At 44.5% G+C, this 25,508-nt stretch carries 20 protein-coding genes and 5 pseudogenes; 17 read left to right on the forward strand and 8 right to left on the reverse strand.

The window, feature by feature from the left end; all coding sequences use genetic code 11:
• Positions 1 to 259 precede the first annotated feature (259 nt).
• Together AC0IYG_RS26995 and AC0IYG_RS27000 are read left to right on the forward strand one after the other, a co-directional pair.
• On the forward strand, positions 260 to 2,653 hold the full coding sequence (locus AC0IYG_RS26995; protein WP_471714200.1) for an ABC transporter permease: 2,394 nt from the start codon (positions 260 to 262) through the stop codon (positions 2,651 to 2,653).
• A gap of 76 nt (positions 2,654 to 2,729) precedes the next feature.
• Entirely contained in the window at positions 2,730 to 5,135 is a 2,406-nt protein-coding gene (locus tag AC0IYG_RS27000) for an ABC transporter permease (RefSeq protein ID WP_471714201.1), read from the forward strand.
• 290 nt (positions 5,136 to 5,425) lie between these two features.
• Here the strand turns inward: AC0IYG_RS27000 and AC0IYG_RS27005 are convergent.
• Positions 5,426 to 6,671 (reverse strand): annotated as a pseudogene (locus AC0IYG_RS27005) (MFS transporter).
• A 231-nt stretch (positions 6,672 to 6,902) separates the two neighbouring features.
• Here AC0IYG_RS27005 and AC0IYG_RS27010 point away from each other — a divergent pair.
• From AC0IYG_RS27010 to AC0IYG_RS27060, 11 genes and pseudogenes are all read left to right on the forward strand, one after another.
• On the forward strand, positions 6,903 to 7,436 hold the full coding sequence (locus AC0IYG_RS27010; protein ID WP_471714202.1) for a hypothetical protein: 534 nt from the start codon (positions 6,903 to 6,905) through the stop codon (positions 7,434 to 7,436).
• A complete protein-coding gene (locus tag AC0IYG_RS27015; RefSeq protein WP_471714203.1) occupies positions 7,402 to 8,328 on the forward strand; it encodes a winged helix-turn-helix domain-containing protein in 927 nt (308 codons plus the stop codon). Before AC0IYG_RS27010 ends, AC0IYG_RS27015 begins: the two co-directional genes overlap by 35 nt.
• Before the next feature lie 3 nt (positions 8,329 to 8,331).
• Positions 8,332 to 9,735: an ABC transporter permease gene (locus tag AC0IYG_RS27020; protein WP_471714204.1), complete on the forward strand. Its 1,404-nt coding sequence runs from the start codon at positions 8,332 to 8,334 to the stop codon at positions 9,733 to 9,735.
• Positions 9,719 to 10,210 carry an ABC transporter permease gene (locus tag AC0IYG_RS27025; protein ID WP_471714205.1) on the forward strand — a complete coding sequence of 164 codons (492 nt, stop codon included), beginning with the start codon at positions 9,719 to 9,721 and terminating at the stop codon, positions 10,208 to 10,210. Before AC0IYG_RS27020 ends, AC0IYG_RS27025 begins: the two co-directional genes overlap by 17 nt.
• On the forward strand, positions 10,188 to 10,739 hold the full coding sequence (locus AC0IYG_RS27030; protein WP_471714206.1) for an ABC transporter permease: 552 nt from the start codon (positions 10,188 to 10,190) through the stop codon (positions 10,737 to 10,739). Before AC0IYG_RS27025 ends, AC0IYG_RS27030 begins: the two co-directional genes overlap by 23 nt.
• 235 nt (positions 10,740 to 10,974) lie before the next feature.
• A pseudogene (locus AC0IYG_RS27035) lies at positions 10,975 to 11,638 on the forward strand (ABC transporter ATP-binding protein).
• Between the two features lie 13 nt (positions 11,639 to 11,651).
• Positions 11,652 to 12,962, forward strand: a complete 1,311-nt coding sequence (locus AC0IYG_RS27040) for a TolC family protein (RefSeq protein ID WP_471714207.1) — start codon at positions 11,652 to 11,654, stop codon at positions 12,960 to 12,962.
• Between the two features lie 162 nt (positions 12,963 to 13,124).
• Entirely contained in the window at positions 13,125 to 13,781 is a 657-nt protein-coding gene (locus AC0IYG_RS27045) for a hypothetical protein (protein WP_471714208.1), read from the forward strand.
• Between the two features lie 66 nt (positions 13,782 to 13,847).
• Positions 13,848 to 14,471, forward strand: coding sequence for a hypothetical protein (locus AC0IYG_RS27050; RefSeq protein WP_471714209.1), 624 nt, complete (start codon positions 13,848 to 13,850; stop codon positions 14,469 to 14,471).
• Between the two features lie 88 nt (positions 14,472 to 14,559).
• The gene (locus AC0IYG_RS27055; RefSeq protein WP_471714210.1) at positions 14,560 to 15,255 is read left to right on the forward strand and encodes a GDSL-type esterase/lipase family protein; all 696 of its coding nucleotides are present in this window, start codon (positions 14,560 to 14,562) and stop codon (positions 15,253 to 15,255) included.
• A gap of 129 nt (positions 15,256 to 15,384) precedes the next feature.
• On the forward strand, positions 15,385 to 16,695 hold the full coding sequence (locus AC0IYG_RS27060) for an FGGY-family carbohydrate kinase (RefSeq protein ID WP_471714211.1): 1,311 nt from the start codon (positions 15,385 to 15,387) through the stop codon (positions 16,693 to 16,695).
• Between the two features lie 37 nt (positions 16,696 to 16,732).
• Here the strand turns inward: AC0IYG_RS27060 and recG are convergent.
• Positions 16,733 to 18,854, reverse strand: a pseudogene (gene recG, locus AC0IYG_RS27065) (ATP-dependent DNA helicase RecG).
• Between the two features lie 178 nt (positions 18,855 to 19,032).
• Here recG and AC0IYG_RS27070 point away from each other — a divergent pair.
• Positions 19,033 to 19,533: a DUF2911 domain-containing protein gene (locus AC0IYG_RS27070; RefSeq protein ID WP_471714212.1), complete on the forward strand. Its 501-nt coding sequence runs from the start codon at positions 19,033 to 19,035 to the stop codon at positions 19,531 to 19,533.
• A 57-nt stretch (positions 19,534 to 19,590) separates the two neighbouring features.
• Here AC0IYG_RS27070 and AC0IYG_RS27075 read toward each other — a convergent pair whose 3' ends face one another.
• From AC0IYG_RS27075 to AC0IYG_RS27100, 6 genes are all read right to left on the reverse strand, one after another.
• The gene (locus tag AC0IYG_RS27075; RefSeq protein WP_471714213.1) at positions 19,591 to 19,887 is read right to left on the reverse strand and encodes a winged helix-turn-helix domain-containing protein; all 297 of its coding nucleotides are present in this window, start codon (positions 19,885 to 19,887) and stop codon (positions 19,591 to 19,593) included.
• A gap of 34 nt (positions 19,888 to 19,921) precedes the next feature.
• Positions 19,922 to 21,037: a hypothetical protein gene (locus tag AC0IYG_RS27080; RefSeq protein ID WP_471714214.1), complete on the reverse strand. Its 1,116-nt coding sequence runs from the start codon at positions 21,035 to 21,037 to the stop codon at positions 19,922 to 19,924.
• A 17-nt stretch (positions 21,038 to 21,054) separates the two neighbouring features.
• Entirely contained in the window at positions 21,055 to 21,432 is a 378-nt protein-coding gene (locus tag AC0IYG_RS27085; protein WP_471714215.1) for a diacylglycerol kinase family protein, read from the reverse strand.
• The gene (locus AC0IYG_RS27090) at positions 21,407 to 22,084 is read right to left on the reverse strand and encodes a DUF1361 domain-containing protein (protein WP_471714216.1); all 678 of its coding nucleotides are present in this window, start codon (positions 22,082 to 22,084) and stop codon (positions 21,407 to 21,409) included. Before AC0IYG_RS27090 ends, AC0IYG_RS27085 begins: the two co-directional genes overlap by 26 nt.
• A gap of 99 nt (positions 22,085 to 22,183) precedes the next feature.
• Complete coding sequence (locus AC0IYG_RS27095) at positions 22,184 to 23,092, reverse strand: SMP-30/gluconolactonase/LRE family protein (protein WP_471714217.1); 909 nt, start codon at positions 23,090 to 23,092, stop codon at positions 22,184 to 22,186.
• A gap of 21 nt (positions 23,093 to 23,113) precedes the next feature.
• Complete coding sequence (locus AC0IYG_RS27100; RefSeq protein ID WP_471714218.1) at positions 23,114 to 23,758, reverse strand: thioredoxin family protein; 645 nt, start codon at positions 23,756 to 23,758, stop codon at positions 23,114 to 23,116.
• A gap of 268 nt (positions 23,759 to 24,026) precedes the next feature.
• On the opposite strand from AC0IYG_RS27100, the gene rplU reads away from it, so the two are divergent.
• The 3 genes and pseudogenes from rplU to AC0IYG_RS27115 all read left to right on the forward strand — a co-directional run bounded on the left by rplU (position 24,027) and on the right by AC0IYG_RS27115 (position 25,442).
• On the forward strand, positions 24,027 to 24,338 hold the full coding sequence (rplU, locus tag AC0IYG_RS27105; protein ID WP_471714219.1) for a 50S ribosomal protein L21: 312 nt from the start codon (positions 24,027 to 24,029) through the stop codon (positions 24,336 to 24,338).
• 42 nt (positions 24,339 to 24,380) lie between these two features.
• Positions 24,381 to 24,644: pseudogene (gene rpmA / locus AC0IYG_RS27110) on the forward strand (50S ribosomal protein L27); the annotation flags it as partial.
• Between the two features lie 253 nt (positions 24,645 to 24,897).
• Positions 24,898 to 25,442: pseudogene (locus tag AC0IYG_RS27115) on the forward strand (NifU family protein).
• The last annotated feature ends 66 nt before the right edge of the window (positions 25,443 to 25,508 follow it).

The following is a 25,508-nucleotide window of genomic DNA, read 5'->3' on the forward strand; positions in this document are numbered from 1 at the left end:
GGCAATATATTCGACATTGTTTTGGAAATAACTGGAAACGGAAGCGCAATTACCTGGCGGCACTTATGAGCGTACAAACGGTAGGTTTTTGCAGAATTTACATTTTATCAAAACCAGACACCAATGTTCGATTGCGAACAGACCGTAACGCGCAGCACGGATGTAAACATTTGACTATCAATAACTAGGAGGCATGGCATGTGATTTATCAATGATCGTCGAATGCTTGTTCCGTTCCTAACTAATAACTTTCGATACAATGCTCCTTAATTACATCAAAATCGCGCTTCGAAATTTTCGCAATCAGCAGCTGTTCAGCAGCCTTAATATATTTGGATTGGCTATCGGCATGGCGGCGGTCTGGCTGATGGTTTTGTACGTTGCGGAGGAGCTTAGTTATGACCGTTTTTATCAAAAAGCCGATCGCATTTACCGGGTCGTGCATGAGGCTAAGTGGGCGACAGGCGGCTTTAAACTTGCTCCGACTTCGGCTCCGTATGCGGCTGCAATGCAAAACGATTATCCTGATATTGAAAGAACAGTGCGGATTAGTCCCGAGGGCGGCGGCACCATTACATTTAACGAGAAAGCAATCGAGGCACACGACATTTTCTTCGCCGATGCCACTGTTTTTGACGTCTTTTCCTACCCTATCTTATATGGCGACCGCACTTCCGCTTTAAAGGGTTCTCAGAAAATTGTTCTCACCAAAACGCTGGCCGAAAAACTATTTGGTGACGCTTCGAAAGCGTTGGGCAAAACGGTTTTGTTTTCAAATAACTATCCAAACACAGTCACAGGCGTGATCGCGGACATTCCTGCCAATTCGCACATTCGGTTTAGCGCCTTGCGTTCGTTACCCGACAATTTCACCACCGGCTGGCAGGAATCGAATCTTTACACCTACATTCTCTTGAAAAAAGGCGCTGATCCAGACAATCTTGAAAGGAAATTAGCTGGCTTTTTTCCAAAATATCTTAAAAAAGAATTTGGCGACGCCGAGTACAAAATGTCGCTGCAACCCGTGACATCCATTCACCTGCATTCGCATTTGGAATATGAGTTGGGCAGCAATGGCAACATCAACACGATTTACATTTTTTCGGTCGTAGCCGCGCTTATCCTCATCATTGCCTGCATTGATTATATCAACCTTTACACCGCCCGTTCCATGAAACGCGTGCGGGAAGTGGGCGTGCGCAAGGCAGTTGGCTCGCGGAGGTCGCAGTTGATGGGACAGTTTTTGACGGAATCGTTTCTGATGACGCTTTTGGCTGGCATTCTAGCCACACTGATCGTCGTCTTAGCTTTGCCGTATTTCAATGAACTTGCGGATAAAACGCTTAGCATTAACAGTGGAAATGGCTTCTTCAATGTTTCCATAGCAGCCCTTTTCATCATTCTTATCGGGCTGCTGAGTGGGGTTTATCCAGCCATCATGCTCTCTGGCTTTCGGCCGGTTGAGGCCTTGAAAGGACGCCTGGGCGGACAGATTGGCGGCGTGCAATTGCGACAATCGCTTGTTGTTTTCCAGTTCGCGGCAACCGTTATCATGATCGCCTGCTCGGGCATTGTTTACAGGCAACTTCATTATGTGAATCATAAAGATCTGGGTTTCAATAAAGATCAGGTCGTCACTTTTCATGTGGATAATGATGAGCCAAGAAAGCAAATCAGGGCGATTAAGGAAAAATTGAACCAAAGTCCGTTTATCGAAAGCGTTGCGGCGGCCAGTAATCCGTTGGGAAATAATAATGTGGGCGGCGGTGCATTGTTTGCCGAAACCGAAAGTGGTGAAATGCCTACTTCAACGCAGATTTTTCAGAGATTTTTAGCCGATGCTGATTATTTAAAAACCCTGGAAATCAAGTTAAAAGAAGGCCGGAACTTCCGCGAAGATTCACCAGCCGATCTGTCTGAAGCAGTGCTGGTCAATGAAGCGACGGTGAAAAAGCAGGGCTGGAATAATCCTTTGGGCAAGAGAATAAAATATATGATTGACGATAAAGGCACGACCAGGGAAGCAAAAGTGATCGGTGTAGTCAAAGATTTTCACACTTATTCTTTGCAGCATAAAATCGAACCGCTTGTAATACAAATGCCTGATTCGGAGGACAAAGACAACATTTACGTGCGGATTCAACCCGAAAAAACCAAGGAAGCGTTGGCTTACATTAGTAATTCGTTCAAGAAATTTGATCCCGAGGCCAAGCTGGAATTCCACTTTCTGGATGAAAACTTTTCCCGCCAATATCAGGCTGAACAGAAGCAGGGAAGCATATTATTATCATTTGCAGCGCTGGCTGTAATCATCGCCTGCCTTGGTTTGTTCGGACTTGCGGCATATGCTGCCGAAGCGAGAACAAAGGAAATTGGCGTCAGAAAAGTGCTGGGGGCAAGCGTTCAGAATGTAGTAATGCTGCTATCCGCAGATTTCCTCAAACTTGTGCTCATTGCGATAATAATCGGTGTTCCTGTTGCTGCATATGCCATGCAATCGTGGCTTCAGAACTTTGAATATCGGGAAAATCTATCCTGGTGGATTTTTGCACTTTCGGGTTTGATCGCAATGATCATCGCGCTCGCAACCGTTATTTTCCAGGCATTAAAAGCTGCATTGGCCAATCCCGTGGATTCATTGCGCGGCGAATAGTGGCTCCTATTAGTTAAAAATAGTTAAACGGCTCATTTTCAAAACCTGGCGCTAAGATTTTTGCCTAGTTTTGAGAATGATCCAGAACTACTTCAAAATCGCATGGCGCAACCTGCTTAAACGCAAGTTCTATTCTCTCGTCATGATCTTTGGCCTTTCCGTCGGTATGACTTTTACTTTCCTCATTATGAGCTATGTATGGGGTGAGCTGAAAGTCAATAAAGACCTGCGCAACGCGGAAAATCAATACATTATTCGCAGCAAATGGAAAAATCCGGATATGGGCGTCGATATGGCAACGCTCGGGCCGCTGGGTGAAACTTTGAAAACCGACTATCCGAACCTTGTTGCGAACTTCTATCGCTATGATGGCATTACTGTGGCAGTTTCCAAAAACGACAAACATTTCCGGGAAGAGATCCAGACGGGCGATTCGACCTTACTTTCCATGTATGGCTTTCCACTTTTGCATGGCGACGCCCGCACTGCATTAAACCGTGTGAATTCCGTTGCGATAACAGAGGAGAAAGCATTAAAATACTTTGGAAAAAGCGACGTAATTGGTGAAACATTGACGCTTCATAACTTCATTGGCGGCAAGCAAGAGTTTGAAATTACAGCCATATTAAAAGATTTGCCGAACAATTCGGTAACCGGATTACTTCCAAAACCAGTTGGTGTTTTTATCCCTTTAAGCAGTCTGGAAGGCCGGAAAGGCGCAGAAGACAACTGGGATTTTCCGTACATGATCTCATACATTGAGCTGCAAGATGGCGTTGACATTAATGACCTCAAAAAGCCGCTCGCGCAAACACTCGCAACACACGCATCAGCGAACTTGCGTGCTAATCTTCAAGTTTATTTCACGCCATTAGTGGATTATTATCGTGAGGTTAATGATGGATTAGTCCGCAAAATGATTCTTACGTTATCGGGCGTAACGCTCTTTATACTGCTGATGGCGATTGTCAATTTTGTGAACATTTCTATCGGCAAATCATCTTCCCGATTGAAAGAGATCGGCGTGAGAAAAGTGTTGGGAAGTTTGAAAAAGCAGCTTATAGGGCAATTTTTGGCTGAATCAGTCCTTTTGGCGCTTTTTGCAATGTTGCTTTCTGTCGTTTTTTACGAAATGGCGCGTTCGCCCTTTGCTGATGTTTTGGGAAAACCATTGGCGTCAACATTGTCCTTATTTCCTTATTCAGTCGCAATGCCTGTGTTGTGTGCTTTGCTAATCGGCTTGATAGCAGGAGCTTATCCGGCGTTTGTACTTTCGGGCATATCGTCCGTCGATTCGATGAAAGGTAAATTGAAATCCATCAAAGAGAATGTTCGGTTAAGGCGGATTCTTATTGCTTCTCAGTTCGCAATTGCACTTTTTGTTTTTGCAGGCGCCATGATCATTTCCGGTCAGGTTGATTATTTTTTCAGTAAAGATCTGGGTTACAACAAGGAATCACTCGTGAACATTGCCGTCCCACGCGACTGGACGCCCGAAGGATTGGCCAAAATGGAAGGGATCAGAGATGAATTTTCACGGCTAAAAGAAGTGAAGAATGTCAGTTTGTCCTATGAAATCCCCAACGGAAACAACGGCGGGCATGCTGGTTTGTACAAGTCGGGACAGGACTCAACGCAGGCGGTGCACACCCAATTTCTGAGCACCGACGAAAAGTATGCGGACACTTATCAGATCAAAATGTTAACTGGCAAATTCTTCAATGCTGGACAAAGCGCATACCAGCCAGATAAGATTGTTTTGAATGAAACGGCGGTTAAAGCCTTGGGATTCAAGAACATTGAAAGTGCGGTTGGCGCCCAAGTGCGGGTGGACAACATTCCGGAGACGCTCACGATTGATGGCGTTTGCAAGGATTTCAACTTCGCATCGGTGCATCAGGAAATTAAACCAGTCGCTTTTTTCCATGTAAAAAGCGGCAACGCATTCCGGTTTCTCACTTTCAGGCTTAATCCTTCTAATTTGGGTGAATCAATGTCGGCGATTGAAAACAAATGGCGAACGCTTATGCCGGACGCGCCATTCGAATATTCGTTCATGGACGATACATTGCAAAGGCTTTATCAGACCGAAACGCAATTGAAAAAAGCGTCTCAAGTTGCGACAGTGCTGTCCGTTGTTATTGTCTTGTTGGGTGTTTTGGGAATGGTTTCGCTGAGCGTCGCACGCCGAACACGGGAGCTGGGCATCAGGAAAGTCCTGGGAGCTTCGGGAGCTGGAATTGTAATGCTGTTTTTGAAAGAATTCCTGCTGGTCATGTTTTTAGCCATGCTAATCTCCTTCCCATTAGCATTCATCGCCATGAAACGCTGGCTCGAAACCTACGCATATCGCATTGAAATGACCTGGCAAACATTCGCCCTGGTTGGACTGGGTTTCACCATTGTTATCACCGTGCTCGTATGTTTGCAAACGACAAAAGCAGCATTAATGGACCCGGTAAAGAGCTTGCGGAGCGAGTGATTAGGCGGGTCTTGAAATTGTCATCCGAAAGCATCTTATGATAATCCTGAGTTGAGTACTTTTTTTGGTCTAAAACCTGATCCAATTCTTTTTGTAGCCCGTGGTCAAAATAATCCATGAGCATTTTACGAACTTCAAGCTCCTCAGACTCGCTGATGCCCTGTTCGAAAAGCCGCAATAAGCTGATTTGCACACTGCTCAGCCGACTATTTTCATGTGATCGTTTGGAATTTGACACCGTGTATAACAATTGATATATAGGCCAAGTTAATAAAAAAACAAATGCTTCACTAACTCAGCCGGACGGAAAACAGATCCTTGGAATGCAGATAAATGTAGGTGACGACGATGATGGTGAGGATGCCGCCGGCCATGACGGACGGCACTGTTCCGAAGGCTTTTGCCATTGCGCCGGATTCAAAAGCGCCGAGCTCGTTGGAGGAACTCACGAATATTCCGTTGACCGCCGCGACCCGGCCACGCATTTCATCAGGCGGATAAATTTGCAGGATAGTTTGCCGCACAATTACGCTCACGCTATCAAAAACGCCGGTTGCAAATAATGCGCCGCAAGACAGTAAAAAATTAGTTGACAACGAAAAGACAATCGTAAAAACCCCAAATCCTGCCACCGCGATCAGCATATTGCGCCAGGCATTGTGCGTGGGCGGATAATAAGCCATTGCAAACAATGTAACGAGCGAGCCGATGGACGGAGCCGCGCGCAGCAAGCCTAACCCTTCCGGACCGACTTTTAAAATATCTTCTGCAAAGACTGGCAAAATAGCAACTACGCCGCCAAAAAGCACGGAAAAAAGATCAAGTGAAATCGCATATAGGACGATCCTCGTGCGGAAAACAAACCGAAAACCTTCTTTGAGGCTTTCCATGATCGGCGCGGAAATTTTCGGCATTTCAGGACAGCGTTTTGATCATTCCCAATAAAATCCAGCAGACAACGAAATTCCCGATTACAATCAGTAATGTGTCCGTCAAACCCATGTAAGCGTAAAGGAAACCGGCGATTGCTGGCCCGGTAATGGAGCCGGCTTGTGAGAACGAACTGCTCCAAGTGGACGAATTATGATAGATTGCTCTCGGCACGAGAAACGGTTTCAAGGAACTGGAAGCCGGTGAATAAAAGCCTTTTGCAAAACCGATTAGCGCGAAAACTGAATATATCACAATCAAATGCGGCGTCTGTGAAAGTGCGTCGTAAATGAATGGCTGAAACGCCATATAAAGGATTACGGAACCAAGCAAAATGACCACCAGACTAATGTGCATAATGGTAATTTTATTCTTCTGATCAGCGACATAACCGCCAAAAATCGACGTGATCACAAACGGAATAACCTGCGCGAGCCCGATCAATCCCAGCGCCAGCGGATCGTGCGTGAGTTTGTAAAGCTCATAAGCCACGATAACCTCCTGAATAAGAATTGAGGCAGAAAAAAGAAAGGAATTGGATATAAAAAACCTGAAATCGGAATAGCGCAGTGCTGCGTAGGGATCTTGGGAAGCGACTGTTTTCAAATCAATGGTGTGGTGTTCAATTTCGTAACACGATTGAAGCGCGATAATGTTCTGTTTTGGGTAAAAATTGATGTAAATTATTGTCAGGATACAATCGGCCAGCATTTTCGACTACATCTCGAACTTTTACATTTCATTTACAATGTTTTACAGGCATTTAATCAAGGCATTTTCAGGTTATTATACATTTGATGCAGTTCAAAAATTTATCAAAAACAAGACAATTGCATCATGAAAAACAAGATCTGGAATTTCATCCCCGCGCTAACGCTGCTTTTTTCGCTGTCTCCATCGGTTGCATTGCCAAAGGAATATTTGGATGGATTTTACAGCAGTCCGCTTGTGTTAAATGGCCGCTCAGTAAGCCCGGCAGAACTTTCGTCGGCGCGTGCGGGCAAATTGTCTTTAATAAAAGCAAATCCAGGCACTGAGAAAATTTCCAAGATCCCGTTTTTAATTTATCTGAAACGGGACGGAAGAATTGTGAATGGCGAGGCTTATGCCCATAAGAATCCCGTTTTTGAATCGGACATTTACGAACTTTTGAAACCAGCGCAGGCAGGCGACCAAATCATCATTGAACCTGCTGACAAAAACGATCCGATCGAACGGCGGGTCATAACCGTAAAAAGCAGTCAGCTTACACCGCAATTTATATGGTTCAATTTCAATAAAAAAGAAAGGTGGCTGCTGATCCTGACTGGATTGCAAGAAATTTATTTAATCAATAATGACGCTGATTCTCATGCAAATGCAGGAATTTGAAAAATGGAGATGGACTAGGAAACTCAGTTTCTTACTGATCATTTTTACCATTTGCCTCGCCAATAATTTCGCCATTGCAAACAATGAAAATTTCCGGTTTGCAGAAAAAGCGAACATTGCATTGAGGCGGACGGCACATTTGCTATTGGCCAGAAACGGCGACTCCACATCAATGATCCCGCCAGTTAAACAGCTGGATGCCAATACATTTTCAATTCGCATGGAGCATGTTTTCGACTATGAAAATCTCCCTGAACTGCTGAAAGAGTCGCTGCAAATGCAGCAGATTGAGCGTGGTTATAATGTTGCCGTTGTCAGTTGCAAAAGCGGTGATTTACAGCTTGGTTACAACTTCCTCGACCTGAACCAGAAAGGTGGCGTGCCTTGTCGCGGGCGCGCCCGGCAACCAGGTTGCTATGAATTGCAGATCAGTTTTTTGCCTGAAAAAATGGAAGCGTCTACCGGAAACAACTGGTGGGCGCTGCCTTTCGGAACATTGCTGGCGGGACTTGGCTACATTGTTTGGAAAAAAAGCAGGCACACCAAACAATCTGAATCCAAAGTTGAAACGCCAAAGGTGGAACCAATCAAACCGCATATTCTGATCGGCAACGCAACATTTGATGTGACCAACCAAACATTAGCTTCCGGCGGCTCGCTCCACCAGCTCACGTATCGTGAAACCAAACTGCTTGCGCTTTTTACTAAACACATTAACCAGGTGCTGGACCGTGATTTCATCCTCAAATCGGTTTGGGAAGATGAAGGCGTGATCGTTGGCCGAAGTGTTGATGTATTTGTTTCGAGGCTCCGAAAACTCCTTGCGCACGAACCCGCAGTCAAAATTTCTGCTGTTCACGGCGTCGGTTACAAAATGGAAATTGCTTCCTGATCTATGTTTAAAACTTTCCTGAAAGTTGCGTTTCGCCATTTATGGCAAACACGACTCTATGCCATTATCAACTTAACCGGACTTGCAGTCGGCACCACTTGCGTTTTGCTGGCGACTATTTACATGGCCGACGAATGGAATTATGACGACTTCCATCAGCATAATCCTGATTTATACAGGATCACAACGACAAATGCGACCAAAGAGCAAACCGTAACCACTGGTGGCACAGGTCAGGTTCAGGGACCAATGTTCATGTCGCAAGTGCCAGAAATACAATCCTATGTTCGCTTGATGGGTGGAGACATTTATACAGATGTGCGCGCAGGAAACAAGGCGCTGAAAGTGCAGCAGCTTTTTGCAGACTCATCATTTTTTGACGTCTTTACTTTCAAAATCAGTCATGGCGATCCGAGAACGGCGTTGAATGTTGCAAATGCAGTTGTCCTGACTGAAAAGACTGCACTCCGACTCTTTAATCAGACCGATGCGGTGGGAAAGACGCTGCAAATGGACTCCGATCCATCTGTTCTGCGTATAGGAAAGCCACTGGTCGTTTCGGCTGTGGTGGCAAATCCGCCTGCCAATTCTTCGATCCAGTTTGACATCATTTCACCATTTCAGTTTTTACAACTTTCTTTTCAAGATAAAAGCTGGCTGAACGCTTACCTGGGCACATTCGTAGTCCTGCATCCGCTTGCGGACCGGAACGCCGTTATAAGTAAGTTTAATCAGATTCATAAGCTGAATTCCGGATCGGAATTGCTCGCATCACAAGGAAATCAAGGATCTATCACTTACGATTTACAGCGGATCACTGATATCCACCTCAATCCACAAGAAATTTCCAATCAAAACCGGGAAGGCGGTGTCATTAATGGCAGTAAACCGATTTACGGCTATATTTTTCTTGGCATAACTTGCTTTATCCTGCTGATGGCGAGCATTAACTTCATCAATCTCAGCATTGCCGACGCAATGAAGCGCGCAAAAGAAGTCGGGATTAGAAAAGTAACAGGCGGCGGAAAAGGAGGCATTATTCTGCAATTAATGGGAGAATCTGCTGTGCTCAACCTTCTTGCGCTCATCCTCGCTGTTGGCTTGGCAATTGCAATTTTGCCCGTTTACAATCAATTGGCGAACAAACAGCTCACATTACTACAAGTTGCCAGACCTTCATTGTTGTTGTCATTAACATTGGTTTTTGTTGCTAACACGCTGATTTCCGGTCTTTATCCGGCTTATTTACTTTCCAACTTTGATCCCATTCAGGCACTTTACAAGCGTCAGACATTATCCTCAAAAAAATACGTTGGGCAGGAGTTTGATCATTTTTCAATTCGTCATTGCCATCTCACTCGGCATTGCGACGCTGGTTTTCTACACTCAAATGCGATTTATCAATGAGAAAGATCTGGGTTACAATCCCAATCATTTGATTAAAATTAGTATTTCCGGCCTGCGGAATGCGCAGCAGATTACAGACAATTTCAGGTTTGAGCTGAAAGATAACCCGTCAGTAAAAGACGTTTCACTCGCAGGAGAATTCGGATTTCGTGACGCGGAAATGAATGGGCGGAAGACACTTTCGTATTACCGGACAATTGACGCAAATTATCTGACCACTCTTCAAATTAAGATTATCAAAGGCAGAAATCTCTCAGAGAATTCCCAATTCGATATGCAGTCAGGCATCCTCGTTAATGAGGCATTTGTAAAAGCAGCAGGCTTGAAAAATCCGATTGGCATGCAGATCAAGCCAGACTCTTATTTCGGGAATCGGCTGACGATACGTAGGCGTCCTGAAGGACTTTCATTATGGATCGCTCAGGCAGCGTATTCAGCCGATAATCATGCCGATGAGCAAACATTATGGCGGTGATGCAATTTGGGTTAAGCTCCAAACAGTAAACCAATCGGAGGCAATTGCATTATTGGAACGCACATTCAAGAAAGTAAATCCTGGTGCGGTGTTCGACTTTCGCTTCTTAGATGAACAAAATGCATTGGAATATCAAAATGATATGCGCTGGCAAAAGATCATTGCCTTTGCAGCTGCCATATCCATATTTGTTTGCTGTCTCGGCTTGTTCGGATTGGCACATTTATCCACAGCAAGAAGAGCCCGGGAAACAGCAATACGAAAGGTTTTGGGCGCCACTGCATGCGAGATTGCAATGCTCTTTTCACGGGAATTTGCCCTGAATTCTTTCGATCTCTTTTGCCATTGCCTGCTTTACAAGCTCCTATTTCATGCGCTTGTGGTTACAGGAATTCGCTTACCGGATCGACTTGTCTTGGTGGATGTTTGCATTGGCCGGCGCCTTGGCTTTTGCGATCACAATCGTTACCGTTTCTGGTCAGGCGTTTCGCGCTGCGATGAAAAATCCGGTCGTTTCACTCCGTTCTGAGTCGTAGTTTCCAGTCATTTTTGATGGTCATTCCAGATCGTTCGATACCGTACACATTTTGTACGAATTCGGACGATTGCCTTTTAAAACAAAACAAAGATAACTGTAAACCAGGTTCTTACCCGCGTGGCAAGGCTTTTTAAAATAGGATTGGCATAAGAGACGGCGGTGTAGGCATTTGCTTTTAAAATAGCTAGTCTGTAATTATACCAAAAATCTCAAACCTAAAAATTCTATGATTAAGTTAGAAAAGATATCCAAATATTATCCGGCAGGTTTTGGCAAGACTTATGTTTTACGCCACATTGATTTAAACATTAAAGAAGGAGAATTTGTATCGATCATGGGGCCGTCCGGTTCAGGAAAATCGACCTTATTACATATTCTGGGTTTGCTCGAAGAGCCTTCGGAAGGCGAGTATCTTTTCCTAGATGAGCCTGTTCAAAAATTGACTGAAAAAAAGCGCACAGAATTGCATCGTCACCACATTGGTTTTGTATTTCAGGCTTACCATTTGATCGACGAACTAACTGTTTATGAAAACATTGAAACTCCGCTTCTATACAAAGGAACATCTGGTTCTGAGCGGAAAAGCAGAGTTGCCGAGTTGCTTGGACCGGTTCAATATGGTTGCAAAAAAGGATCTTTTTCCGCACCAGCTTTCAGGCGGACAGCAACAATTAGTAGGCGTTGCGCGTGCCATTGTTCATAACCCAAAAGTGATATTTGCCGACGAACCAACAGGAAACCTGCATTCGGAGCAATCCATCGAGATTATGGAATTATTTCAAAAACTTAACCAGGAAGACAAAGTCACCATCGTCCAGGTAACCCACTCCGAAGTCAATGCCGGTTACGGAAACCGGGTTGTACGCTTGAAAGACGGGTGGTTAGCCTAACAATTTATTAGCCATGAAACATTTAATTTTGCTTTTTTGCCTTCTTCCCGTTTTCGGAAAGGCGCAATCGACGCTGAGTCTCGCCGAATGTGTGGACTTGCTGGTAAAAAACAACCTAACTTATCGTCAGGGAAGCTTGCAAGCAGAGGCAGCACAGGCTCAATTACGCCAAACACGCTCGCAGATCTTACCGCAAATTGCAATTACAGCCGATCAAAGCTTAAATATCGGTCGCAGCATTGACCAATATACCAATGCGTATATAGATGAGGTTTACAGCTATAATGCGCTTGGAACGGGTGTTAACATTCCGATTTTTCAGGGTTTTAAATTACAAAATCAGATTCGTCAGGGTGTTTTATTGAAAGAATCTGCGGCCGAAAATCGCACTGCTGTTTTGAATGCGCAAACGGTTTTACTCATGCAGGGTTATGTGAATGTGTTGGCAACAAAAGCATTGCTCGAAGCCGCAAACCAACAAGTAGAATCCTCCGCTCAGCAAGTTGACCGCGTTTCCAAGCAAGTGGACGCCGGAACCATCGGATCTAATTTATTATACGAGATTAAGGCGCAGCTTGCAAATGATAAATTTGACCAGGTGACTGCATTGAACAATTACCGGACGGCGCGGCTCGCTTTGTTTCAAAGAATCAATATTACACCCGATGACAAGGTTGAATTTGAGCCATTAACACCCAAAGAAACCGTTTCACAAGCTGACAACGCAGTGGCCATTTACGAAGATGCGCAAAAAACTTTTCCAGAACTGCGCAGCGCTGAACTTTACCGACAAAGCTTTGCATATCAGGTCAAAAGCATTAAAGCAGACAATTATCCATCCCTTAGTTTGGGCGCAAATATCAGAGCATTTTACGCTTCTACCAACACCAATCTCGATTACTTCAAACAGCTGAATGCCACGCGTAACGGGGCCGTTGGCGTAAGTCTTACCATTCCAATTATGGGTCGCTGGGTGACGCGGCCACGCGTTGAACTGGCCAAAGTGCAGGAACGTCAGGCGCAGAACACATTGGATGTAACCAATCAGCAGTTGAGACAAGCCATTGAACTTGCGGTGCTCAACCTGGCTGCAATGGCCGATAAGCATGCCGCCGCGGAAGGGCAAGTGGAATCCTTAACAGCCAGTTTCGCAGTTGTGGAGAGCAAGTTGAATGCAGGAATTGCAAATATTTTTGAATACTCGCTTGCCAAGGCAAATCTTGCGAAAGCGCAGGCCAATGCCATTCAGGCCAAATATGATTATTTAATGCAGCAGCGGTTATTGCAATATTACCGCCAGGGCAACTGGACGGGTGTATTTTAAGATATAAAAGATTGTTAGGTTAAATTTGGTATCGGTAATATTTAAGAGGCGGTGACTTATCACCGCCTCTTTTTTTGTAATATTCCTTTAAATAAAGTTAAATAACTAATTGGTTACATAAAGATTATTATCTTGCTTTCACTAACTAAAAACATCAGCTATATGAAAAAAACTATCCTCTTAATGTCGCTAGGCACAATGTGCCTGGTCGGCACGGTGCAGGCGCAGCTTCAAAAAGGTACTCGATACTGGGGTGCGACAATCGCTTCGAATGGAGAGAAATACAACCAAGATTACCAGTCGTCTTACAAGCAGGACGGCAGCTCTGTAAACATTTATCCGTCCCTGAGAACCGGCTGGTTTTTTAAGGATAATACAATGTTCGGCATTGATCTCAGTCCCTCCATCAGCTTTTCCAAGGGAAAAAACAATTTGTCCGGGGCAGAAAATAAATATAAATACAACGGCATTGCTGTGAATTTGACTCCATATCTAAGGAAATACAAGTCGCTTAGCCCAAAATGGTTGCTATATGTACATTCCGGAGTCAATCTGAATTATGTGCGAACAAAAGTCACCAATGATGGAGAATCTGAATACGAGAACGGCTATGGAGCAGGACTTAACATTGTGCCCGGCATTGCTTATCGGCTGACACCGCGATTCTGGCTGGAATCGGACGTCAGTGTTTTTAATCTAAACCTTTCTTATCAAAACTTAAACGATAACAACGCTGTCAGCTTTCAGACCGGGCTGAGATCTGAAATTCAGCAGTATTTTACGGTGAGGGCAGCATGGTACATTCAAAAATCTAATTAATTGGCGACATGAAAAAATTAACTTTACTCATTCTGTTACTTCAGGATCTGCACGGCAACTGCCGTAATGGCCCAGCTTGAAGGAAGGCGTTTTATTTCAGGCGGAATTCGTTTAAATTTTCAAAACAACAATCCTGATATGACAGAAGCCACTCATAACTTCGGTGGAAATATCAACATTGGAATTGGAAAATTCAAGACCCAGACCAGAGCTGCGGGCTGGAATCTGAATGGATATTTACGAGGAGGAAAATCATTGCGTTACGTCGATGGCCAGGGCGAGACCGATAGCGGAATCAATGAATATGGCGGCGGCGTTGCCAGGTTTTGGCAATTTTACAAACACTTTAACGAGAAAATAGGAATCTACGCCGGACCTAATGTAAACGTTAATTTCTTTTACAAAAAAGAACGGTTGAGCGAACAAGGATATGAAATTGATAAACGGACATATACGACAACACTGGGCCTTGGAGTAAATGCAGGCATATATTATAAGTTGTCAGAAAAGTGGTGGCTTGATGCAACTTTGGGTTTCGCCAGTCCAATTTCCGTCGGCTATATTAAGACGAACAGCGACTATGTGGCGTCCGAGATTACAGCAAAATTTAATCAAGTAAGTTACCAGTTGTCCCCTTCCTTCACATTCCCCAGCGTTGGGCTTGGACTACGCTATTTTTTAGCTAACTGAATTGGTCTGAAAGCTAATTTTTTCGAGTTTTTACATTAAAAATATGGTGGATATGCCTTCTCTGGTATATCCACTTTTTTAATTCTGAATGAAAAAATACTTCCTGCTTCTTTCTGTCGTCTGGCTAGGCGCTTGTCACAAACCCAATACGGCAAACCTCGGCGAACCCTGGCAGCCGGATTACGACATTAAAAGATCTGAGGCATCGATTGAAGCATTCGAAAAGAAAGATGCAGAGAAAATGCCTGCTCCGGGCGGGATCGTTTTTACGGGAAGTTCCTCATTTACCAAATGGCAAACCGCATCCGAAGATCTGGCTCCTCTGCCCATTATCAACCGTGGCTTCGGCGGTTCTACATTCCCGGAAGTTATTCATTATGCGCCGCGCAATGTGTTAAAATACAATCCCAAAACAGTTGTGACTTATTGTGAAAACGACATGTTTGGCAAGAAACCGAAGTCACCCGAACAAGTGAGAGACGAATATGTAACGTTTGTCAAACTCGTGCGTGCGAAGTTTCCCGATGTGCAGCTGTATTTTGTGTCTTTGAAACCTTCTCCTTCCCGATGGGCTAAAAAAGACAATGTGATAAAAGCCAATCAGCTGATCCAGGATTACATTAAGAAAGACAAAAAACATCATTATATAGATGTGTGGCCGGTTATGATCAAAAATGGCAGGCCCGACGGCAGCATTTTCGTGAGCGACAGCCTTCATATGAACGAAGAAGGTTACCGTCGATGGACAAAGGTTTTCAAACCAATCCTCGAAAAAGCAGTTTAGAAAAAACCGCTAACACGTAGTGATTGCAAGATTTTAAATGAACGGGTAAGGGTATTGGTTTTAACGTAAAGTCACTATATTAACCGAAAAATACATTTCCGGATAAAAAAATGATATCGCATTCAAATAATGAAGGTAACAGCGGTTTTTGACATTGGCAGGACCAATAAAAAGTACATACTTTTTGACGAAAAGTATCAGATTATAGATGAATTTTCAGAGTCACTTCCGGAGACAACCGACGAAGACGGGTTCCCGACCGAAGATATTGAACTGCTAACAAATTGGGTCCAGGATCGCTGGGCTGCATTATTGGACAATCCGCAATACGACATTAAGGCCGTCAATGTTGCCGCATACGGAGCAAGTTTAGTGCATCTGGATGCTTCAAATAAGCCTTTGACGCCTCTGTATTCTTATTTGAAACCATTCCCTGAGGATCTTTTAAGACAGTTTTACAGCACATACGGCGACCCGACAAGGCTTTCGCTTCAGACCGGCTCACCTGCGATGGGCATGCTGAACTCGGGTATGCAGTTATATTGGCTGAAACACACGAAACCGGACATTTACAAGCAGATTGTATCCACATTACATTTACCGCAATACATCCTTTATCTCCTTACGGGCCGAAAAGTGAGCGATTACACGTCGCTTGGGTGTCATACTGCGCTATGGAGTTTTGAAATGTGGGATTATCATGATTGGGTTAAGGACGAAGGCATCCATAAAAAGCTGGCACCCGTTCTGGCTTCGTCTTCATTTATTTACAGACATAATGAAAAAGGCATTCAGTCCGGTTTCGGATTGCATGACAGTTCTTCTGCGTTGATTCCTTACCGTATGGCGGTTAAAAAGCCATTTGTGCTGCTATCGACCGGAACATGGTGTATCAATTTCAACTCCTTCGCTTCCAAGCCGATGACTTCTTATCAGCTGGAACGCGATTGCATGAATTATCTTACGCCGGAAGGGAGCGGAGTTACAGCTTCACGTCTGTTTTTGGGAAGAGAACACGATTATCAGGTCGCCAGGATTGCAGAATATTTCCGCGTAGAGCCTGATTTTTACAAAAATGTTGCCTACGACGCGGACATATTAAAAGCAGATACGCCGCCATTTTACACAGCATGCATGACTGGAAACGGGCCGTTTCCTGAACCAAGCCCTCAGGAATGGCAAATCAGCGCTTTTGTATCCGCAGAACATGCTTATCACCATCTTTTAAAGGGATTGACAACATTGCTGTTTGTTTCATTGGATCTGATCGCTGTGAATGATGTCCAGGCGATTTACATTGACGGGGGTTTTGCCAGAAACGAGATTTTCACAAAGCTGATTGCTGCAAATTATCCGAACCACAGTGTGTATGCAACCGATCTGCCTTACGCAACTTCGCTGGGGGCAGCATTGCACGTGACGCTGTCCGCAGACATTTGAGTTTTCAAAAGAAATTTATGAGATCAAGCCTTAATAGCTAACTGATCCTGCTCCAATTGGTCGCTTCTTTTCCCATATGCTCAATATGCGCACGAATGGGATGATTAACCGGTTGGAGCAGATCAGGATCTGCATTCAGAATCTCCTCCGCCGATTGCCTGGCCGCTTTTAAGATTTCGCCGTCCTGCGCCAAATTCGCCACCAACAAGTCCAGAAGTCCGCTTTGCTGGGTCCCTGACAAGTCTCCCGGTCCGCGCAATTGAAGGTCCACTTCCGCAATTTCAAATCCATCATTGGTTCTGCACATGGTTTCAATTCGCAGCTTCGTCTCCTTGCTGATTTTGTAATCGGTGATCAGAATACAGTAAGATTGCTCAGCGCCTCGCCCTACCCTGCCGCGCAGCTGGTGCAACTGCGATAAACCGAACCTTTCAGCATTTTCAATCACCATTACAGAGGCATTAGGCACATTCACACCAACCTCGATAACAGTTGTCGCCACCATAATTTTGGTTTCTCCACGCACAAAACGCGCCATTTCAAAGTCCTTATCGGCAGACTTCATTTTGCCGTGCAGAATGCTGATCGGAACATCGGGGAATGCCCTCGACACGCTTTCATAGCCGTCCATTAAGTCCTTCAAATCCATTTTTTCGGATTCTTCGATCAATGGATACACCATATAAATCTGTCTGCCTTTGGCAATCTCATCTTTCAAAAAACCAAAAACTGATAACCGGTGCGCATCATAGCGATGAACCGTTTTGATCGGCTTACGTCCTGCCGGCAGCTCATTAATCGCCGAAATGTCGAGATCGCCATAAAGCGTCATGGCCAATGTGCGTGGGATCGGCGTCGCTGTCATTACCAGCATATGCGGGTTAATGTGGCTGTTTTTAGCCCAAAGTTTGGCTCTCTGCGCCACCCCGAAACGGTGCTGCTCATCAATAATGCAAAGCCCGAGATTCTTGAACTGGACAATGTCTTCGATCAGCGCATGTGTTCCGACAATAATGTGCATAGAACCGTCCAGCAATTGCTTATGGATCAACTCTCTGTCTTTTCTCTTGGTCGAGCCAGTCAGTTTACAAATGTTGACACCAAGCAGATCGGCAAATTTTCTCAAACCCTGATAATGCTGATCTGCGAGGATTTCTGTCGGTGCCATTAAGCAAGCCTGCGCATCATTATCCAATGCAAAAAGCATTGAAATAAACGCCACGATCGTCTTTCCGGAGCCCACGTCGCCTTGCAGCAGCCGGTTCATTTGCTTCCCCGTTTTAAGATCAGCATGGATTTCGGCAAGCACGCGTATTCTGCGCATTCGTTAGCGTGAAGGGCAAATGATGCTCATAAAACTGTTTGACAAGATTTGTATGACCAAAAACAAGCCCCGGATATTCCGTTTTATGCAGCAGCTTATTCTTGATAAGCCGGAATTGATTATAAAAAAGCTCCTCAAATTTCAGTCTGCGCTGCGCCTGATGCAGCCATTGCGCACTTTGCGGCAGATGAAAATTCCACAATGCATCAGCCTTCGAAACAAGCCTGTATTTTTGAACGAGCGTTTCAGGAAGTGTTTCGCGAATGTGCGGCCGGGCTATTTCGAGCAGCGATTTCATCATCCGGCTTATCGCGCGGCTTTCTATGAATTTCCTGCGCAGCTTTTCGGTAAGCGGATAAATCGGTTGCCAGGAACCGCCGTGCTCATTCTCCGGCGTTATTAGGTCCAGCTCGGGATGCGTAATGCTCCACCGGCCACCGAATGCAACGGGTTTTCCAAAAACAATGTATTCTGTATTCGGACGCAGATTTTTTTCATACCATGCAATGCTCTGAAACCAAACGAGTTCCAGCATGCCGGTGCCGTCCGTGAAATAAGCGACGAGCCTTTTTTTGTTCCCCTCACCTGTCAGCGTCCACTCCCTTAGCCGGCCTTTGATCTGCGCCGAAGGAAGCTGTTCATTCAGGTCTTTGATTTTATGAAAAACCGTCCGGTCTTCGTGTCGAAAAGGATAATGCTGGATAAGATCCCCAAAGGTAAAAATGCCCAGTTCCTGATTGAGCAGGGCTGCCTTTTGCGGGCCTACGCCTTTGAGAAACTCAATTTTAGTATCAAAAAAGCGGGTCTTTACGTTGGGGTTTGCATCAGAAGTCATTATTCAAATATAGCTTGAAATCGCAAAAAACCATGATTACAATTGTTGGATATGTTAATCAACGTTAATGTCACTGCATTATGTCAATTTTGGAACTACGCGGCTTGGTTAACAACTTTTGAATTGCGTATTTCGCCTCAGTTTAATTAATCCACAACCTATAATCCATTTGAGTAGTATGAAAACCACATTTTTGACGCTTTTCCTTTCATTAATCGCATTGTCATGGGCCGCAGCACAAAGCCCGAGAGTTACAACTGATGGCCCGAATGTTAGCATTGCATATGGCCAGCCTGCCAAAAAAGGACGGGTTTTATTTGGCAAAGAAGGAAGCGAAAGCTTGGAAAAATATGGCAAAGTATGGAGAACCGGCGCTAATGCTTCCACTGAAATTACGTTCAAAAAAGACGGAATGTTTGGTGGCAAAGCTGTGAAAGCAGGCACTTACAGCCTTTTCACAATTCCTGGTGAAAAAGAATGGACAGTCATTTTAAACAGCGTTTTGGGACAATCCGGCGCATATGATTACGAGAAAAATAAAGGCAAGGATGTTTTGACAGTAACTGTGCCAAGCAAAACTTATTCAACATCAGAAGAAAAACTTACCTTCAAATCAACGGCAACGTCACTTGATTTCCAATGGGATAAAGCGGGCTTCTCGGTTCCTTTGAAGTTCTAAATGTTAATAACACAAAGAAAAGGGCAATTTCCGGATGGAGATTGCCCTTTTTCTTTGCTACAAGTTCTGACGGATCATGTTTTCCAGCACTTGCAGATGGTCCGTAAATGCTTTGTGGCCCGCTTCGGTTGCTTTATAAGTTGTTAATGGCTTTCTCCCGAGGAATTGTTTCTGGAATTCAATGTATTTTGTCTCTTCCAATGCTTTTAAATGTGATGCCAGGTTGCCGTCGGTTAGTTGCAGAAGTTCTTTCAATTCGTTGAAACTCAGGGCGTCGTTCACCACGAGCACAGACATGAGCCCAAGCCTGATTTTACTTTCAAAGACTTTATTAAACTTCTCTAACCACTCCATTTTAACCGGCTCATTAACCATATTCAGCAACATTCTATTTATTGAGCTCCATAAAAAGCATGGCATCCCGGTTACGCAGCCACACCGCCTGATCGCGTTGATTGTTGGCGCGGGTCGTAAGCAATGTTGAAACAAACCCGGTGCCTAACGAAACCCAGAAAAAGGTCTTGACACTATTCCTGTTTCCCGAGACGAGCGAATTGACGGAGCCAATCACGCCTGCCATGGATAACACAAACGCAACGCCTCTCGTGCGTCTGGACTTTTTATAAAGTTCAATTCCGCCGGGCGAAAGAACAAACTCGTTCCTGAGCGCTTTTTGTCCCCGGTATAACACATTGCCTTTCACAAAACTGTTTCCACTTTGCAGGTAAATCGTCTCTTTGTCATACCATTTCTTAGCCATCACCACCGCGCTGTCGGAAACCGTTTGGCCGTTGCTAGCCAACGAAAACATTAGCAACCCGATGCACATAAGCCCTTTTGTGACTGTTTTATTGGTGCTGATCTTCTCGCGTTCGTAGCGGTTATACATGGCAAGTCCGTAAACAATGTGCAACACGCCAAAGCCCAGCGACCAAAAGAGCAACGAATAATTTGTGAGAAAAAGGGTTAGGCCGCCGAGCGCAATTTCACAGATGCCCATGTAAAAAAGCTCCGGATAAGTGAATTTGCTGGCATTCACCAGTGCAATGCCGTAAAATATCAATGTCGCCGGAAATACAATCCAGATCATGCGGTGATGAAGCAGCATGGCCAGGCAAAAAATGCCACCGGTCAAAAGCGGAACAAGCATTCCTGCCAAAAGTCTTTTTGAGCTTCCGTTCCAGACGGTAAGCCCTCGTTTTCTTCCTTTGCGAACAGTCAGAATAATGCCTGCTGCCAGTGAAAACAAAAGCACACAAAAGCCGTCCAGAATCAAAAACCGGGCAACCTCCTGCTGACTGTCATTGCCATAAGGAGCAACTGGCGATGCAATGTCGGCGAGCCAATCGGTTTTGAATTTTACATAGGCTGCTCCCGCTCCTATGAGCGCAAAAATGCCTATGAAAACGCCGCTTAACCCGCTTAGTGATAAGAATTTGGAAGACCGCTCCATCAGGCTGCGGATCTCATTTAATGTATGCAGAGAGTCCTCATTCGGATTCATATGGTGGCGAAAATGCGTTATGAGAAAAGGAGCAAAAGCTTTGGAATAAAAATAATGGACCCCACTAAAACAGCGGAAATGGCCAGAATTAAAACAGCTGCTGCGGCCGTGTCTTTTACAATCTTGATGATCGGGTGATAATCCGGCGAGACCAGGTCTGCAAGCTTTTCAATAGACGTGTTAAACGCCTCAGCAGCCCAAACAAGCCCAACCTGAATGATAATCAGCGACCATTCCATTGCTGAAATATCAAAGAAGACGCCGGCCATAATGACCAGGATGCAGGCCATCAGGTGGATCCGTGCATTGTTCTCGTAGCGGAATAAATTGTAAATACCCACACCCGCAAAGCGAAAACTGCGCGCGGCTTTAAGAAAATCTATGGGTCCGTTCATTTTGTTTGAGTTCTGCGAAAATATGGAACGCAAAGTACAACAACATCAGGACGAACGAAAACGTCAAAGTGTGTTTTATGGCCATTGGATCCTGCATACTCTTAAAAATGCCCCTCGCCAGCGCACCGGGCTGCGTGACAATGTCCCAACTGTTCCAGCGTCCGTAACGGCCAAGAAATATACCGAATCCGCTCATTACCATGGAGATCAGGATCGCCAGCCAGGCAAGTCGCTCGTTCCATCGGCGCGTGATGATGCGGTGCACAATGCGAATGCTGTAAAGGCCCGTTAAAAAACCCGCAACGGAAAATGTGAAGATCATCAGCGCGTCGTACCAAATGATATTTTCTGGCGCGCCTTTCAAATGTTTCAGATCTGTGATAATGTAAGGTGCATTGGGAAAGAAAAGCAGCCAGATGATCAATAAAACCATTAATACACCGAATGGCAGCTGTTTTTGCGACTCTTTTTCCCAAACAAACTTGATAAAGATCAGCGGCACCCAAGCCAGGAACAGATTCCAGGCTAGAAAAATGAAATCCCAATTGTGAATGAGCATTCTGAACAACAGTAATGTCATCGCGGAGGCCGAAACAAACGCAAGAAGCGCGACTTTCTGATTGCCTTGCAGGTAGCGTACTAAATTTTCCAATGTTAAAACCGTTTAGTTTAAAGTACTTTGAATTACAAAGTAAATAAATCTGAATGGTCTTTTCAATGGACTCGACTCAATTTCAGTAAATGGATAGGATTATTTTTTGCTTCCCGCTTCGTAAGCCTTCATCATCGCCCATTCCCGACCTGCCGTTTCGGCTTTGAATGTTTCAAGGCAACCGCGGTCCTGCAAAGTAATGTAACAGGTTTTGCCATTTTTTCCGCCGAAGCAAATGTTGGAAACCTTTTTACCAATGGTCGTAATGGTCTGGATCACTTTGCCTTCCGGCGAAAGCACTGCCACTTCTCCTTTGCCATGTCTGGCAATGTACAGGTTACCCGCGATATCGCAGCGCATGCCGTCCATTCCGCCATCTGCAAATTGATGCAGGAGTTTTTTGTTGGATAAAGTGCCGTCCGGAGCAAGGTCAAAAACCCAAACATTCCGTTGGACACTTTCATTTACATAAAGCTTTTTTTCATCCGGACTAATGTCAATGCCATTGGTCGTTCCCATGTTTTCAGCAACCAGCCGCGTTTTTCCGTCGGGAGAAACATGCCAGATCTGACCCGTTCCTTCTTTCCAGTTTGGGTCCGAGCAAAAAACGTGGCCCGTCGCCGTGATTGCCAGATCATTGGGCTGGTTCATCTTGGGCTCGTTGGCAAAAACTGAGATATCCTTCGTAATTAAGTTGACCTTCAAGACATTATGACCTGTAAAATCAGCAACATAAAAGGTGTTTTTATCTGCAAAACGAATCCCATTTCCTGTGCTCCCTTTTGGCAAAGTCACAAAAAAGCTCGCGCTTCCTTTTTTACTCATGATTGCAACTGTCCCGTCCCGCGCGAAATTGACTGCATATACGTTGCCATCACTGTCCACGGCCGGACCTTCGCAGTTGCTGGTAAACTCGCCTTCGGTGGAGAATTTCTTGCTTTTGGTTTGGGCAAAAACGGTTAATGTTAAACCAAAACAGAAAGTGAGGAGGAGGAAATATTTATTCATGACAAGAAAATCGAAAGTTCACTAATTTTTCCACTTGATAGCGCAGCCCACCGGTTTTGTCACAGTGGTAACGACCGGTTTACCGCTCAAAAGATTGCTAACGGCTTCATCTGCATACAATTTGCTTACACCAGCCGGATCCTGCGGATTATCGTCGATCATGCCAATATAACGCACGGTAAATTTGCCACCGCTTTTTTGAAGAATGTAAACCTGTGGTGTTCGGCCGGCGCCAAATGCCTTGGCAACTTGTTGCGACTCGTCGGCCAGATAGGGATAACCGTAGTTTTTTGCAGCAGCCCGTTCCTTCATTTTTTCAAATGTATCGTCCTGATTTGTGCCCGGATCGCTCGGATTGATTGCAATAACCGGATAACCTTGTGACGCGAATTTATTGTTCAATGCAATGATCCGGTCTTCGTAAGCCCTAGCGAAAGGACAATGGTTGCTGGTAAATATGATGATGACGCCTTTTGCATTATTAAAGTCATTCAGCGAAACCATGTTGCCGTCCGTATTTTTCAACCGGAAACCTGCTGCTGCATCCCCTACCTGATAACCACCGGATTGTTTGACTTCAACGAGCGCGATCTTATCTTCAAATGCATTTGCATTGGCAGCCAATCCCACAACTAAAACCATTGCAACCCATAACCAAATTTTCATTTTCCTGTTTTTTGTACACATGCTATCATTAAGACACAAAATATGGAATAAAGTAACAGATCGGATTGTTAAGTTTTGTTAATTCAACGATTCAACGCCGTGAAGGCCGGTAATCATATAAAGGTAACGGTTTGTCAAACTTTAACTATACGCACCGAAATATTTGGCCGGAAATCGGGTAACATTTCCGTTAAAGCGTTGTGATTCTGCATTCAGCTGCCTATCTTTGCACCTCATTTTAGAAATCAGTTTTACATAATTTATTAACATGTACGCAATCGTAGAAATCGCAGGTCAGCAATTTAAGGTTGAAAAGGGTCTCGGAATCTTCACGCATAGGCTTGAAGGTGACGTGAACGCTGCTCTTGTGTTTGACAAAGTCCTTCTGGTTGATACCGCAGGCACAGTACAGGTAGGTCTTCCAACAGTAGCAGGCGCTTCTGTTAAAGCAACTGTCCTTGAACACCTTAAAGGTGAAAAAGTGATCGTCTTCAAAAAGAAAAGACGTAAAGGTTACAAAGTTAAGAATGGTCACCGTCAGTATTTGACAAAGATCAGCATTGACGAAATCGTAGCTTAATCAGTTTTAAATAAAGAAATTAACATTAATAGTTAAGATATCATGGCACATAAGAAAGGTGTAGGTAGCTCGAAGAAACGGACGTGAATCGGAAAGCAAGCGTCTTGGAGTAAAATTATTCGGTGGCCAGCATGCCAAAAGCAGGAAATATCCTGGTTCGTCAGCGTGGCACAAAACACAATCCTGGTAAAAACGTAGGCATCGGCCGTGACCAATACTTTATTTGCCTTGGTTGAAGGTCATGTAGTTTTCCGCAAGACACGTGAAAACAAATCTTTCGTTCACATTGAACCGATCGCTGTTGCAGCTCCTGCTGAAATCTGCAGTTGCAGCAGCTTAGTCATTCAGTTGATTGAAAATGAAGACATTAACCCGTTGGATTTACATCCATCGGGTTTTTTTATGCACTTGCGGAGGCACATTCAAACCAAAACAACCGTTTGCTATTGCTTTACCCAGGATCGTAGAACAGATTTACCTCTTTGAATTTACCAAAGAACTAAAATGCTAACACGCCCGGTTTTTTGTATATACGGAATTAAGTCCGAACCCGAATTCGATGAAGTTTGTACTCAATTTCGAATTGGTGCCAGACGGCCTTTCATTTGATTATCCTTCACTGGAAGCTGCTTTGGAAGAAGGAAAAGCTTCTCCCCTTGCTTCAGATCTGTTTCAGTTTCCGCATGCAAAGCGCGTTTTTATCGCAAGCAATTGCGTAACGCTTACTAAGGATGAAGCAACGGCTTGGGAAGATGTTTTGCGTTGATACGAAGCAATTTATCAAGATTTATTTCGAGGAAAATCAGCCCCGTTTTTGCTCAGCAAACTATTGATAAAAACACCGTAATCGTTGATTCGAGAGATTCTGACACTGTTCAACAGATTAAAGCAGCTTTGGATCAATATGTTCGTCCGGCTGTGGAATCAGACGGTGGCGCGATCAATTTCCATTCATTCAATGAGGATTCAGGCGTTGTGAAAGTGTTGCTGCAAGGCTCGTGCAGCGGCTGCCCGTCTTCTACATTAACATTGAAAGCCGGCATTGAAAACTTGCTAACCCGCATGGTTCCAAATGTGAAAGAAGTCGTTGCGGAAGGTGTCTAAAAGTCTAAAATGAAGCTTATTACGAAACCCTGTCCTTTGCGACGGGGTTTCTTTTTTTATGCCCTT

Source organism: Dyadobacter sp. AC419, assembly GCF_979253085.1.

What these genes read in the sequence shown, in the direction of transcription:
- AC0IYG_RS26995 (WP_471714200.1), top strand. Translation starts at nt 260, where the DNA reads ATGCTCCTTAATTACATCAAAATCGCGCTTCGAAATTTTCGCAATCAG.
- AC0IYG_RS27000 (WP_471714201.1), top strand. Translation starts at nt 2,730, where the DNA reads ATGATCCAGAACTACTTCAAAATCGCATGGCGCAACCTGCTTAAACGC.
- AC0IYG_RS27010 (WP_471714202.1), top strand. Translation starts at nt 6,903, where the DNA reads ATGAAAAACAAGATCTGGAATTTCATCCCCGCGCTAACGCTGCTTTTT.
- AC0IYG_RS27015 (WP_471714203.1), top strand. Translation starts at nt 7,402, where the DNA reads ATGACGCTGATTCTCATGCAAATGCAGGAATTTGAAAAATGGAGATGG.
- AC0IYG_RS27020 (WP_471714204.1), top strand. Translation starts at nt 8,332, where the DNA reads ATGTTTAAAACTTTCCTGAAAGTTGCGTTTCGCCATTTATGGCAAACA.
- AC0IYG_RS27025 (WP_471714205.1), top strand. Translation starts at nt 9,719, where the DNA reads ATGCGATTTATCAATGAGAAAGATCTGGGTTACAATCCCAATCATTTG.
- AC0IYG_RS27030 (WP_471714206.1), top strand. Translation starts at nt 10,188, where the DNA reads ATGAGCAAACATTATGGCGGTGATGCAATTTGGGTTAAGCTCCAAACA.
- AC0IYG_RS27040 (WP_471714207.1), top strand. Translation starts at nt 11,652, where the DNA reads ATGAAACATTTAATTTTGCTTTTTTGCCTTCTTCCCGTTTTCGGAAAG.
- AC0IYG_RS27045 (WP_471714208.1), top strand. Translation starts at nt 13,125, where the DNA reads ATGAAAAAAACTATCCTCTTAATGTCGCTAGGCACAATGTGCCTGGTC.
- AC0IYG_RS27050 (WP_471714209.1), top strand. Translation starts at nt 13,848, where the DNA reads ATGGCCCAGCTTGAAGGAAGGCGTTTTATTTCAGGCGGAATTCGTTTA.
- AC0IYG_RS27055 (WP_471714210.1), top strand. Translation starts at nt 14,560, where the DNA reads ATGAAAAAATACTTCCTGCTTCTTTCTGTCGTCTGGCTAGGCGCTTGT.
- AC0IYG_RS27060 (WP_471714211.1), top strand. Translation starts at nt 15,385, where the DNA reads ATGAAGGTAACAGCGGTTTTTGACATTGGCAGGACCAATAAAAAGTAC.
- AC0IYG_RS27070 (WP_471714212.1), top strand. Translation starts at nt 19,033, where the DNA reads ATGAAAACCACATTTTTGACGCTTTTCCTTTCATTAATCGCATTGTCA.
- AC0IYG_RS27075 (WP_471714213.1), bottom strand. Translation starts at nt 19,887, where the DNA reads ATGGAGTGGTTAGAGAAGTTTAATAAAGTCTTTGAAAGTAAAATCAGG.
- AC0IYG_RS27080 (WP_471714214.1), bottom strand. Translation starts at nt 21,037, where the DNA reads ATGAATCCGAATGAGGACTCTCTGCATACATTAAATGAGATCCGCAGC.
- AC0IYG_RS27085 (WP_471714215.1), bottom strand. Translation starts at nt 21,432, where the DNA reads ATGAACGGACCCATAGATTTTCTTAAAGCCGCGCGCAGTTTTCGCTTT.
- AC0IYG_RS27095 (WP_471714217.1), bottom strand. Translation starts at nt 23,092, where the DNA reads ATGAATAAATATTTCCTCCTCCTCACTTTCTGTTTTGGTTTAACATTA.
- AC0IYG_RS27100 (WP_471714218.1), bottom strand. Translation starts at nt 23,758, where the DNA reads ATGAAAATTTGGTTATGGGTTGCAATGGTTTTAGTTGTGGGATTGGCT.
- rplU (WP_471714219.1), top strand. Translation starts at nt 24,027, where the DNA reads ATGTACGCAATCGTAGAAATCGCAGGTCAGCAATTTAAGGTTGAAAAG.